The organism is Methanomicrobiales archaeon, from assembly GCA_030019205.1.
GTDB lineage: Archaea > Halobacteriota > Methanomicrobia > Methanomicrobiales > JACTUA01 > JASEFH01.
This window is the reverse complement of record JASEFH010000009.1, coordinates 89,209-101,684: the sequence shown is the minus strand read 5'-3', so window position 1 is coordinate 101,684 and position 12,476 is coordinate 89,209. Positions and strand designations below refer to the sequence as shown.

At 57.9% G+C, this 12,476-nt stretch carries 13 protein-coding genes and 1 pseudogene; 11 read left to right on the top strand and 3 right to left on the bottom strand.

Annotated features, from left to right (window positions below):
* Positions 1–224: 224 nt before the first annotated feature.
* Both QMC96_06970 and QMC96_06965 read left to right on the top strand, forming a co-directional pair.
* Entirely contained in the window at positions 225–767 is a 543-nt protein-coding gene (locus tag QMC96_06970) for a hypothetical protein (protein ID MDI6876495.1), read from the top strand.
* A gap of 484 nt (positions 768–1,251) precedes the next feature.
* Positions 1,252–2,120, top strand: a pseudogene (locus QMC96_06965) (DDE-type integrase/transposase/recombinase).
* A 61-nt stretch (positions 2,121–2,181) separates the two neighbouring features.
* On the opposite strand, the gene QMC96_06960 reads toward QMC96_06965, so the two are convergent.
* Complete coding sequence (locus tag QMC96_06960; GenBank protein MDI6876494.1) at positions 2,182–2,781, bottom strand: hypothetical protein; 600 nt, start codon at positions 2,779–2,781, stop codon at positions 2,182–2,184.
* A 788-nt stretch (positions 2,782–3,569) separates the two neighbouring features.
* On the opposite strand from QMC96_06960, the gene QMC96_06955 reads away from it, so the two are divergent.
* The 9 genes from QMC96_06955 (at position 3,570) to QMC96_06915 (ending at position 10,988) form a co-directional block, all read left to right on the top strand.
* Positions 3,570–4,559, top strand: coding sequence for an SDR family NAD(P)-dependent oxidoreductase (locus QMC96_06955; GenBank protein MDI6876493.1), 990 nt, complete (start codon positions 3,570–3,572; stop codon positions 4,557–4,559).
* A 3-nt stretch (positions 4,560–4,562) separates the two neighbouring features.
* Positions 4,563–5,279: a sugar phosphate nucleotidyltransferase gene (locus tag QMC96_06950; GenBank protein ID MDI6876492.1), complete on the top strand. Its 717-nt coding sequence runs from the start codon at positions 4,563–4,565 to the stop codon at positions 5,277–5,279.
* Entirely contained in the window at positions 5,280–6,419 is a 1,140-nt protein-coding gene (locus QMC96_06945) for a DegT/DnrJ/EryC1/StrS family aminotransferase (GenBank protein MDI6876491.1), read from the top strand.
* A gap of 252 nt (positions 6,420–6,671) precedes the next feature.
* The gene (locus QMC96_06940; GenBank protein MDI6876490.1) at positions 6,672–6,953 is read left to right on the top strand and encodes a hypothetical protein; all 282 of its coding nucleotides are present in this window, start codon (positions 6,672–6,674) and stop codon (positions 6,951–6,953) included.
* A gap of 105 nt (positions 6,954–7,058) precedes the next feature.
* Positions 7,059–7,700 (top strand): hypothetical protein, encoded by a 642-nt coding sequence (locus QMC96_06935; protein ID MDI6876489.1) that lies wholly within the window; start codon positions 7,059–7,061, stop codon positions 7,698–7,700.
* A 490-nt stretch (positions 7,701–8,190) separates the two neighbouring features.
* On the top strand, positions 8,191–8,592 hold the full coding sequence (locus tag QMC96_06930) for a hypothetical protein (protein MDI6876488.1): 402 nt from the start codon (positions 8,191–8,193) through the stop codon (positions 8,590–8,592).
* Complete coding sequence (locus QMC96_06925) at positions 8,592–9,866, top strand: S8 family serine peptidase (GenBank protein ID MDI6876487.1); 1,275 nt, start codon at positions 8,592–8,594, stop codon at positions 9,864–9,866. The genes QMC96_06930 and QMC96_06925 overlap by 1 nt, the downstream gene beginning before the upstream one ends.
* A 175-nt stretch (positions 9,867–10,041) precedes the next feature.
* Positions 10,042–10,500: a hypothetical protein gene (locus QMC96_06920; protein MDI6876486.1), complete on the top strand. Its 459-nt coding sequence runs from the start codon at positions 10,042–10,044 to the stop codon at positions 10,498–10,500.
* Positions 10,501–10,535: 35 nt separating this feature from the next.
* Complete coding sequence (locus QMC96_06915; protein MDI6876485.1) at positions 10,536–10,988, top strand: hypothetical protein; 453 nt, start codon at positions 10,536–10,538, stop codon at positions 10,986–10,988.
* 707 nt (positions 10,989–11,695) lie between these two features.
* On the opposite strand, the gene QMC96_06910 is transcribed toward QMC96_06915, so the two are convergent.
* Together QMC96_06910 and QMC96_06905 are read right to left on the bottom strand one after the other, a co-directional pair.
* The gene (locus tag QMC96_06910; protein ID MDI6876484.1) at positions 11,696–11,827 is read right to left on the bottom strand and encodes a hypothetical protein; all 132 of its coding nucleotides are present in this window, start codon (positions 11,825–11,827) and stop codon (positions 11,696–11,698) included.
* A gap of 174 nt (positions 11,828–12,001) precedes the next feature.
* Positions 12,002–12,442, bottom strand: a complete 441-nt coding sequence (locus tag QMC96_06905) for a HEPN domain-containing protein (protein ID MDI6876483.1) — start codon at positions 12,440–12,442, stop codon at positions 12,002–12,004.
* Positions 12,443–12,476: the final 34 nt, after the last annotated feature.

Genomic DNA, 12,476 nt, shown 5'->3' with positions numbered 1-12,476 from the left:
TCCCCGAGTTTCTCGATGCGTTTGTACTCCTCGTTCAGGGCAAAATCGGTGAGTGAGTCCCTCATTCACGTATGCGTCATGCTCCGGTAAAGCTCTTGTGGTTGAGAGAGAGGTTATTCGAAATCCTCTTCGGTACGAATGTGGGGGAGATATTCAACAGAGCACGTGGAACAGAACTTATATATACCTTCCCCGATAGGTAAAGGCGGCGTTTGAGGTGAATCATGGAACAGAATAATTCATGCAACTCGGTATATGGGGAGATAATTGAAATATCCGAGGAGTTCGTACCCATCTCGTATCAATGGTGGAAGGATAACCGCATCATGCCTGCTCTCTCAAAGAACAGGATCCTGGGTCCCTCAGGCAGGTTAATCCTGCAAATGACCCATAAAAATTCAAAGGGTACCTCAGCTTCCGAGGTTGGACAGGTTCCCGAAGAAACGATTCCCGAGGAACTTCATCTCGAACCGGGGGAATGGGTTCAGGTCCGATCCGAAGAGGAGATAATTGCTACACTTGATGAGCGGGGCAAGTACAAAGGCTTGAACTTTATGCCGGAGATGAAGGCGTTCTGCGGCAAAAAATTCAGGGTGTTCAAGAGAGTTGAGCGGATCATGGCAGAATCGACCGGTGAGATTCGGAGACTTCGCAGCCCGACTGTCTTCTTGGAAGGCGTCTATTGTGATGGCAAAGCTCACTATGGCTGCGATAGATCTTGTTTCCTGTACTGGAGAGAAGCCTGGCTCCGCAGGATAAACCCCTGATCGCACAAGGTCTGTGAGACCCACCGGGTGGTGCGGATTATTAATATTCTCCCAGGTACTGGTAATATTTCCCGTAAATTCCCCGAAAAGCTGGGAATCTGACCTCCCTCGCCGAAGGATGATCGGGTATCCACACTTTTAGGATTGAACCCTGTCCATCGCAATCTCCCGGAAAGAGAACACGGCAGAACACATACGGTTTCCGAACCTCCTGTATCGGTATATAATGGGCGGGAGTGCTCCTATGGGGCTGGTGGGAACACCAGTTCCCGGCCGCTTCTCTTTGAATTTTGAACAAATACGTTCATCGAGCAAAAATGTGAGTGTTGATCAATTTACGAGCGAATTATTAGACACGATTGATCATGCTGGTATGATCCCGGTCCCAAGTTGGTCTCTATCTGATTGTCGTGAGATCCTCCAGGATCTCGGATCAGAAGCTGTAGTATCCCGGAATAATTTAACATCTCCACAAGACTATCCTGTGATCAATGTGACCGATCGGGATATCACTCGGATCATTCACCAATTCCTCGAGGGAAGACCGGTCCGGCGGATTGCCGAATTCTTCCCGGTGGCGCGGCAGCGGGTCAACCAGCTCATTCACCGGTTCCTGGAGACCGAGACCATTCCCGTGAACCGAAGACCGGGGGGAGCCCTCGATGAGGGGACTGGGAATCTCGTCCTGCAGCTCCATGCCGTCTTCGACCTGGATTCGGTGCTCCCGAAGAAGAAGATCGAGGACGTGGTCGGGACGCATATCCTCCACACCACGATCTATCGGATTTTGCTGAGGAATGACCTGATTGAGGAGAATATGAAGGAGAATAGACAGCGGAAATGGGTCCGGGCGAGCGGGATCACGCGCTGTCCTAGTGGCAGGGGAGGCGGGAAACGGCTCGGGCTGATCGCGTTCATGGATGATGCCAGCCGTCTCATCACCTGTTACGGTACCTTCGATCGTCCGACGACGGAGAATGCGATTTCCGTCCTGGAGAAAGGATTCAAGGAGTATGGTATCCCGGATGAGATCCTGACCGACCTCGGGACCCAGTTCGTTGCTCCCCGGAACTGTGAAGAGTCCCGGCACACCTTCAAGGAGTATCTCCCGGAGAAGGGAATCCGCCACATCGTGGGCGGGGTCCGCCATCTCCAGATGAACGGGAAGATCGGGCGATTCTTCCGGGAGGGGGAACGGAGGGTGCAGAAGTTCGGTTCAGTCGAGAGAGGGACCCATTGGCAAAGCGTGATCCAGCCACTATGTGTCTCCATTTCGATGAGCCCTGCAATGTCTTCTGGTACCGGTTGCCGCCGGAACGAATCCTCGGCTATGCCATGGGGTGGTGGAAGTAAAATGAATTCGGGATACTACATCTCAAATCCGAAGCGGAATATTTTAAAACACTCCAATAGCTTAATCAAACCTCTCTTGAAGGCCATAAATAGAGGCTCTGGAGAAATTATTAACCATGATGTGGGATGGGCAGAGTGCGAGGGTTCTCTTCAGGTTGTAGATACTGGTTTTAAGTTTGAGATCTATGGCCTGGAGTCGGTAGGTTCGAGCTTTCAGACTCTCTCCCGTGATTCTTTTCAGGCCAAAGAATGCAGTTTCCACGCGATCTCTGCGGTGATAGGTCTTCTCATCGAAGATTCTGACGAGCTCCATCCGATATCTTCCACGAATCCGTTTCCGCTCCCGATTCCGGGCCGGGATCCGGGGTTTTACCTGTATCGCCTCCTGGATCCGGCGATGGATGAACTCAGCACCGTATCTCTTGTCGGGAACGTAAGAGGCGGCCTTTCGGGTCCGGTGCGAAAGGGTGAGCAGGCTGCGGGCCATCCAGACGTCGGGGATCGGGTACCGGGTCATGGCAGCAGCAAGGATCACCTGTTGTGTGGCATCCACCGCTAGGGAGACCTTTAAGAATCGTGTGCGGGTTTTCTCGGTCCAAAGGGAGTGATAGCAGCTGGCGTCGGTGCTGGTAAACCAGCGGGTATCGATGGCGGTGACCACGATGACAATTCTTCGCCTGTACCGAGAAGCGCCAGAGGTTTCTGGATTAGCCTCAACCAGAGCGACTGTGTTAGTTGAAGAAACCTGTGGAGCGCGGCGAAGTGCTAAACCATCTCCACATAAGCATCTGCTGGATCGGGTGCATGAAATCGAGCAGCTCAGGGAACCCGCGATAATCCTGTCCCGACTGTTCCTTTAGCAGAAGGGGCACCATCAGCTGGTGTTGGATGTAGATTTTCTATGAGTATGTGAAATAATAGGGGGGGGGAGATGGGATGCTCGGACAGTGGATATCGCTGTTTCGGTAGGGCTGATATACTAGGATGCTGGCACTAAGATCGGCTCCTTTGTTTTTGTATTTGGTCAGATCGACAAGGAGCCGCAGTTCTCATAGACATTTCCCTGCCCGCGGAGAATTCGGGCTGTAGAGGATCTCCATAGGCCCCAAAAATTGCCCTCGAGAGGCGCGACGGATATCGAATCTGGAATCGATTGGCAATAGTGGACCTGACACTGCGTGTGCCAACACGTCATCTCAGGATGCTGTTCCAAGTTCAGGGACCGAATGCTGTCAGGAGGCCTGTATGGATGCTCAGGTCCGATCCTCTGATTGAGATGCAGTCTCCGGCCCTCTGGAACTCTCCGGACAATCGCCGACCTTGTGCGTGGAGTGTCATCGTCGAGATAGCGTCGACAGGTCCACACCTCTCCGAAGAGATCCAGTGATGCATATGTATATTAGTGTGATGGCTATATTACGATTCCAGGTTGTCATAGGGGGAGGGTATTTGGACTGGAACGACAAGCGTGTGCTGGTCACCGGAGCGGGAGGGTTTATTGGAAGCCACCTCACCGAGCATCTGGTGGAGCTGGGTGCGAGCGTACGGGCGTTCGTCCGCTACAACTCGAGGAACGATCGCGGCCTCCTGGAGATGCTGACTCCGCAGCAAATCGATCGGGTGGAGGTCGTGATGGGCGACCTCCGGGACGCCGATGCCGTCCGCGCGGCTGTGAAGGGCGTTGAAACGATCTTTCATCTTGGCTCCCTCATCGCCATCCCGTACTCCTATCTCCATCCCCGGGAGACGATAGAGACGAATGTCATGGGTGCGGTGAATGTCCTTCAGGCAGCGCGGGAGTATGGGGTGGAGCGGGTGATCCATACATCCACGAGCGAGGTGTACGGAACCGCCCGGTATGTCCCGATCGACGAGGAGCACCCGCTCCAGGGCCAGTCCCCCTATTCGGCCAGCAAGATCGCTGCCGATAAGATCGCCGAGAGCTTTCACCGTTCCTTTGGTCTCCCCGTTGCTACCATCCGCCCCTTCAACACCTATGGGCCCCGGCAGTCCGCCCGCGCTGTTATTCCCGCGATCATCACTCAGGCACTCTGCCGGGATTCGATCGACCTCGGGGCGACGCATACGACCCGGGATTATACCTATGTAACGGATACCGTGCGGGGGTTCATCGCCGTGGCCGAGTCCGCTCGCACGATAGGTGAGACGATCAACATCGGGTCGAACTACGAGATCGCGATTGGGGATATTGCCCGCAAGGTGGCATCCCTGCTCGGCAGGGAGATCGAGATCCGCATCGATCCCGCCCGTCTCCGCCCGAGGGAGAGCGAGGTGGAGCGGCTCTGGTGCGACAACACCCGGGCGCGGGAGATGCTCGGCTGGTCCCCCCTGATGCCGCTGGATACGGGGCTGGAGGAGACGATAAAATGGATAGCGGGAAGGACGAACTTATATAAAGTCGGGCAGTATGCCGTCTGACCCATGAAAGCCGTAATCCTTGCCGGAGGAAGAGGGCGCAGGCTGGAGCCCTACACGACCGTCATCCCCAAACCCCTGATGCCCGTAGGGGATAAGCCCATCCTGGAGATCGTCCTGCGGCAACTCCGCCACCACGGTATCACCGACGTGATCATCGCCGTCGGCTACCTTTCCGAACTCATCGCAGCGTTCTTCGGGGACGGCAGCCGTTTCGGCCTGAATATATCCTACTCCCGCGAGGAGACCCCGCTCGGCACCGCCGGGTGCCTGGGGCTGATCAAACCTCTCCTGGACGAGACGTTCCTGATGATGAACGGGGATATTCTGACCACGCTCTCCTACTCGGATCTCCTGGATGCTCACCGTCGGGGCGGGGCGATGGCGACGGTCGCCCTGAACCGCAAGCGGTACTCCATCGATTTTGGGATCGTGGAGACAGATAGTGATCAGAACATTGTCCGCTACAATGAGAAGCCGACCGTCGAGCATATGGTGAGCATGGGGATCTACGCGTTTGAGCCGGAGGTGCTTCAGTACGTGGAACCTCACACATACCTTGACTTCCCGCACCTGATCGAGAGGCTGATCCGCGAGGGGGAACCGGTGCGGGCCCATATCGCCGACTGCTACTGGCTGGACATCGGCAGGGAGGAGGACTACCGCCGCGCCAATGCGGAGATAGACAGGATATACCCGACACTCGGCATGGCAGGTGGGTAAGTGGCCTGGAAGATCCCGCTCTCGGATATCACCTTGGACGAAGAGGAGCTCTCTGCGGTACGGGAGGTGCTCGCTTCCCGCTGGCTCTCGATGGGGGCGGTCACGGAAGAGTTCGAGCGGCTATTCGCGGACTACGTCGGCACCCGCCATGCCTTTGCCGTCTCCAGTGGCACGGCCGCCCTTCATATTGCGCACAGGGTGCTCGGGATCTCATCAGGGGATAGAGTCATCACGCCGTCTCTCACCTTCGTGGCCACATCGAACTCCATCCTCTATTGCGGAGGGTCACCCCTCTTTGCAGATATCAACGGCCCGGACGACCTGAATATATCTCCCGAAGCGGTGTGGGAGAACGTGACGCCTGAGACACGCGCAATCACGGTGGTTCACTATGCAGGATATCCCTGCGATATGCGAATTCTGCTTACTGTGGCCGAGGAGAACGGCCTTCCCCTGATCGAGGATGCGGCGCACGCTCTCGGGGCGGAATACCGCGGTGCAAAGTGCGGATCGATGGGAGACATCGGGTGCTTCAGTTTCTTCGCGAACAAGAACCTGACCACCGGCGAGGGGGGGATGATTGTCACGAACGATGATGCACTTGCGGAGAAGGTCCGCCTTCTGCGGTCCCATGGCATGACGAGCCTGACGTGGGATCGCCATCGCGGGCATGGATTCAGTTACGATGTCACGGACCTGGGTTTCAACTACCGCCTGACAGAGATCGCCTCCGCTCTTGGCATCGTCCAGCTGAGGAGACTGGATACCATGAATCGCCAGAGGGCCAACCTCGTATCGGAGTACAGGCGGAGGCTCGAGGGAATACCGGGAATTTCATGCCCCTTCCAGCATTATCCCGAGGGGTCGTCGCACCACATCATGCCTGTGATTGTGTCGGGTGAGCTCGACCGCACCACATTGATGGCCTCGCTGAAGGAAGAGGGGATACAGACGAGCATCCATTACCCCCCCATCCATCTCTTTACCTACTACAGGCAGACACTCGGTGCTGCCAGGGGATCCCTGCCGTGGACCGAGTTCGCAGGAGACCACGAGCTCACCCTCCCCCTCTATCCGGGGATGACAGTCTCCGATGTAGGGTACATCACCGACTGTATTCGAGAGATCACTGAACAGTAAAGCGACTCTGATCCCAGCGGCTTCTCGGGAACATCCCATCTCTTAGGGTCGTATCGGAATCTTTTTCGTATCGGCGTGGGGAGGCAACGGTAATCCTTTATTTGGCCCCCCAATCAACTTCTCCCAGAACAGGCAGGCGAGACCGAATCGAACTCCTGCCGCCGGTATCCAGATGTGCTTTTGCTTCCGGTCCCTTCGGTTCGAATCGCTATCCTTTATCCCCTCCTCCCGCAACCGGTATCCGGTGTTACCATGCCCGTTCTCCGAAGACTCGGCATCCTCTCGGTAGCGAAAATCGTGGCAATCATCATGGCCGTCATCGGCCTCATCGTCGGGGTGTTCGTCGCCCTCTTCGCGAGCCTGGGCACCCTCTCCGGCATGCCCCTGGGGGCGGCCGGCCTGGGGCTCGCCCTGCTGATACTCATCCCCCTCCTGTACGCTGTCATCGGCTTCATCTACGGCGCGATCATCGCCGCCGTCTACAATATCGCCGCGAGCCTGGTGGGGGGCGTGGAGCTCGAGTTCGAGGGATAGTCCGGCCACCTTTTTTATCCCGTTTCGATCCACCCTACCATGCATGCTGGTTGCGGCCCACCTCTTTTTCGGCCTCCTTCTCGGGATCTTCCTCTTCCGGGCAACGTGAGAGCGGCGGCTGGTGGGGCCCTGGCCCTCGGGGCCCTCCTCCCCGACCTGATCGACAAGCCCGTCGGCCACATCCTGCTCGCGGGGTCGCTCGACTACGGACGGCTCCTCGCCCACGACATCTTCGCCGTCCTCATCCTCGCGCTCCCGGGCTTCCTGCAGCTGCACCGCCGGGGGAGCCTCACCCTCCTCGCCGTCACCGCCGGCGTCCTCCTACCCCAGCTCCTGGATGCGATGTGGCTGTTTCCCGCCAACTGGCTCTTCCCGCTGCTCGGGCCCTTCACCGCAGAGCCCGTGGAGGACTTCCTCCTGGTGGGGCTGCTGCGGGAACTGACAAGTCCGTTTGAGTGGCTCTTCCTCGCCGCCAGCATGCCCATGCTCCTCGCCCTCTACCGCGAGCCTTTTCTGCGCCGCTTCCCCTTCCTGCCCGCCCCGCTCTTCTCCCTCTGCCCCGCCATCCCCGCGATCGCCCTCCTGGCGGCGGGCCTCTACTCGGTCGCCACGGCCCTCTTCTCCTTCGGGAACACCCTGACCTGGGTGGAGAGTTCCGCGTACAACCTCCTCTTCGGCCTGCTCCTCATTACCATCGCCATCTACCTCCTCCGTGTCTGGCCGTCCCGCCGTGAAGAGTCTTTTTGACGGCCCTTGCATCGCCTGCAGATCGGGCGCACCCGCACGGCAGCGAGAAAGACAGGGGGATCGGGAGGGCATGCGGCGCAGCATCGCCGATTTTTTCGGTTCTGGGAAGGGAGATTCTTCCCCTCTGCATACGAGCAGCACCAGCGTATCGCCCTTGGCCACGGATGTCATGCGGTCGCTGTTGTGCGGATCCTGCACGGGAATGTAGCAGAGGCGCGCAATACCTTCATGACGCAGGGAGTCGAACGGAATGCTGCGCAGCTGGAGGGAAAATACATCTGCTGGAAGGGGCAGTCCTCCTGCATCGGCTCATGTCTCCCTAGCCCTGCCGATCAGCCGCCATCGCCGCCCCCGGACCCCGCTCAGCATCCACGCTTCCCGTCGCGGATCTGAGCGGCCCCGCCGTCCGGCAGGATACCGGACCGTTCTGCCATCAGAATACGGATAATCTATTTATAGTAGAAATGGTACCATCGCGCGGTGTTACATCGTGCCCAACATCAAACGACGGGCCGTGGGTATACTTCTGTTCTTGACAGTTCTTCTGGCCCACGGCATGTGCTGTGCCGGTTCCTCTTTTGACGCAGATGCCGGCGAGTCCGAAGGGGACATCATCGTGCTGTTCGAGAAGCTGGCATCCGTGCAGGATCTCCAGGCGGATCGGCCCATAGGGGCTCTCGTGTCGTACCAGGAGAATATCACAGATGGAGGATCGGTTGTCTCCGAGGGTGTGGAACTGCACCGCATCCCCAACCTGGTGCGGTCTCTGGGGGCAACCGGGGAAGGTATCCGTGTGGGCGTCATCTCTGACGGCGTGGACAATCTGCAGGATGCCGTGGATGCCGGGGATCTCCCCCAAGGTGTCCGTGTCCTGAAGAACCGGGCCGCCTGATGTCGACCCGGCAGAACGAGGGGACGGCCATGCTGGAGATCGTCCACGAGATCGCGCCCGGAGCGGAGCTCTACTTCCACGAATACGGGAGCGACGAGATCTCTCTCCTCAACGCCATCTACGCCCTCGCTGAAGCAGGCTGCGACGTGATCGTGGAGGATGTCGGAGTTCCCACCGCCCCCTACTTCGAGGACGGCGACGCGGCGGACATGGTGAAGCGGCTGCTGGCGAAGAACGAGACGATCCTCATCGCTGCGGCCGGGAACTCTGCGCAACGCCATTACCAGGGAATGTTCAACGCATCGGACGAGGGGACGGGAGACGCTCTCCTCGACGGCATGTACCTGTTCCACGAGTTCAGCACTGGCAGGGAGAGGTCTCCCTTCCTCTTCATCGATCTCGAGCCGGACGAGGTGGCATACATCATCCTCCAGTGGGATGACAGGTGGGGATCCCCGGAGAACGACTACGATCTCATTCTCTGGGACCCCCGTGCAGAAGAGGTAATAGAACGATCCGACCGGACGCAGGGGGAGGCACTCTATCCGTATCCCATGGAGGATATCCATATCGAGAATTCGAACGAGACTCCCGTCAGGGTGGGAGTGCTGATAGGGAACTACGTCGGAAGGGGTGTGATGCAGGTCCCGAGGAATCTCGAGCTGTACATCTATGGAACCAGTAATATAACGCCCGAAGAGTTTCTCGTGTCTGCCGATTCCATCCATGGCCTTGCCGCTCTACCCGAAGTTATCACCGTGGGAGCGCTGGATGCCGGCACCGGCAATGTCGAGGCGTTCTCGTCCCGAGGGCCCGTGACCATCACGTACCCGCGGCCGGAGACCCGGATCAAACCGGACATCATGTCCTACAGCCGTGTGCAGGTCTCGGGCGTGGGGGATTTTCCCGCCTGGTACTACCGGGGGGTCTTCCCGGGAACCAGCGCAGCCGCCCCCCATATCGCGGGCATTACAGCGCTGATCTGGAGCGGGTTCCCCGATGAGAATGCAGGTCAGATCAAGGAACGGCTGTACAGCGCGGTGCGGGACCTCGGACCGACGGGCAAAGATCCCGTCTATGGCTACGGAGTGCCGGAGTTCAGCATCATACCCTGGAGTCCGAACGCGACACCTGCGGTTACTCCAACGGGAACGCCCGGACAGCCGATGCCGAATGTTACGGCCAACCTGACCCCGACAGCAAATGTGACAGCCGTTCCCACTACCAATGGAACGGTGACGAATGGGACGGCAGAACCCGTCCCCCCGAGATAGGCCGGACGATCGCGACTGCGGAATGCTCCGCGAGGGGGTAGGGCATCGGGTTCGGGAATAAACCCCGGAGCCCTCCCGCTCACGTAGTGGTTCGCCTGTACTGTTCGCCGCCAGGCAAGCATTTTTATGCGCCGCCTGCAACCAGGGTCGGGGTGCGGGGGAGAGGATGAGGGAAATGGTTTTCAGGGTAGGGTCCTGGGTGCTCCTGGCAGTGCTCGCGCTCATCGTGTCAGGGGGCATATCTGCTGTTTGTGCTGCCTCGCCGCAACCTGTATTGGAAGAGAGCTACAGCATCGGACAGAGCAATTCTCCGTTCGGAGACGTTGTCGGGAATGAGATCGGAATCAATGTGACCAACACGGGAGGTGGCGGGGACGTCTATTACGAGATCTACTGGAAATACCCGGGCAGTACGGATATCAGCCGTACGGCATCCCGCGTATTCTGGATGGACGCCGGCGAGTCTGTCAGAGTCTATGCGGTCTACAGCGCGGGCTCGGCGAAGCACCCCGGAGTTCCGGGATGTGGTATGTCAGCGTTCGGCCAGCCGTTGCCGGGGATAGCGATGTGGGAGAGGTGCGAATCGAACGGCTCGTCCAGCAAACGGATCACCCATTTAATCGTTCAGGGGTAGAGAACGTCATCCCGCAGATCCTCTGGTAAGGTGAGGTGCGCTACCCGATCAGCAATCCGACCCTTGCGGTTATCTTCGTCGAACCGGGACCGGGATCCGGGAAGATCGTTTCACAGACTTGGGCGTTTGAGTACGGCACCCTGCTGGCAAACCTGGATGAGGCTTCAGAACTCGGCAATTTCTCCTACCGCGTATCCGAGTGGTCATACGTGGACCGCCCCAACGGGATGATCATCCGATCGATCGAGAACATCTCGATGAACGAGTCCACCGGCAAATACTGGGTCTTCTACAACACCACGCCCAATGTCAGTGCCGTCTCGTATCACGATCCCTCTTCTGTATGGGTTCGCTCGGGGGATACGTGGTACGGCGACTACTGTATTGTCAACGAGACCGAGGAAGAGAGTATTGCCTACCTGGACACGACAGAGTACAGAATAATCATGCATATGCAGGGGGGATCCAACTGGTCCGGTAACTCATGAACCTCTTTTTCAAAGGATACCCTCGGGGGTCCTTGCATGATCCAGACGGGTATGCACACGGCCATATCAGAGTATTCACCCCCCATGGGTGCATTCATCGTCGCATGGGGGAGATCGATTGCCCGTGATCGCCCGCAACAGAAGGGGCAGGGACGGGCGGTCCGAGAGACTCGGGGTCGTCGATGGCGCTGGGTGGGGCGCCCGGGAGGACCTGATCGCCTATCGGTATCGTTGCACGGCGTCGAACCCTCCATGCCGGCTCCGTAATACGATGGAGATCGTTCAATATCAGCATCCACACACTTTTTCCTGAAGTATACCGTGAGTCCCGAAACGCTTCAATTATTTTCGTATACTGCCCTGCAGGTCGATAGAATTATATTCTAATTCTGTTTCGTGCGATTTTCATTAGTAGTTTTTAACCGAAACAAGGAATTGCCGGTGCGGGAGCGGGAGTGGCAGACTGCAGGGGGGAGGTTCACAGCAGAACACAGGACTTTCCCGCTTGCTATGCGATACGGCTATGATCATGCCCTGGTGCCCCCCTGATACGTGCCCGAGTCGGCCCTCTCAGTTTGGAAATAATGGATGGCAGGTGCTCCCTCTGTATGTGCATTTGCGGTGTACTTCCCGCTGTGTTGTGGGCACAGGATCGCCTATCCCGGATCTTAACCGGTCCTGATCGCTACACGCTCTCCGAATATTCTTCACCGAGAGAACAGCACGATTCCCCGCATGAGCGCCTCTCGGGCGAGGGGACTGTCGAGTTCGTCTACCGTAAAGGGAAAGACTTCGATCGGGAACGGGACGGCAGCGAACCTCTTTGCCCGCTCCACCATCCTCTCCGGAAATTGCCAGTGAGCGCTCCGAAGGACGACCAGGATATCGGCATCGCTCCCGGGGACGCCTCGGCCCTCCGCGAGGGAGCCAAAAGGACGATCCTGACAGCATCGCTCTCTGCTTCACCGATTCGCTTGGCTGCCCCGCGGAGTTCGGCGATCAAACTCTCCTCTTCAAGCCAGAATACCCGAGCAGAATTCGATGATTCTTCGATCACAAACGATGGCATCCTCTGCATCCTTCCGTGAGAAGTACTCGTACGGACTTCCCGACCCGAATCCGTTCGGGTACCTCCCGGTAACATAGTACCTGCCGGGGCTCCTGGCACAGTCGTAGAGCTCTTCGGGTACCGTCACCTTATCGGAGAGAGCCTTCAATAAATCCATGACCGAGTAACCCCAGGCGACTGCATGCAGCTTCTGGAATGCTGCCTTCACGGCTTTTCCCGCAGCCTGCTGGGCGATAAAGCAGGACCACTCGAACGATCCGGCGTACATCATCTTTTCTGCCACATTCAGGTCCCGTCTGGCCTGGTTCACCCAGTCTTTGCTTCTCTCCGGTAGCTCTTTAGAAGAGATCGTTTCTGCTTTATCTAATCCCTCGCTCTGATGCACAGGGCCGGGCGAGATCGCCCATCAGCTGGAGTAG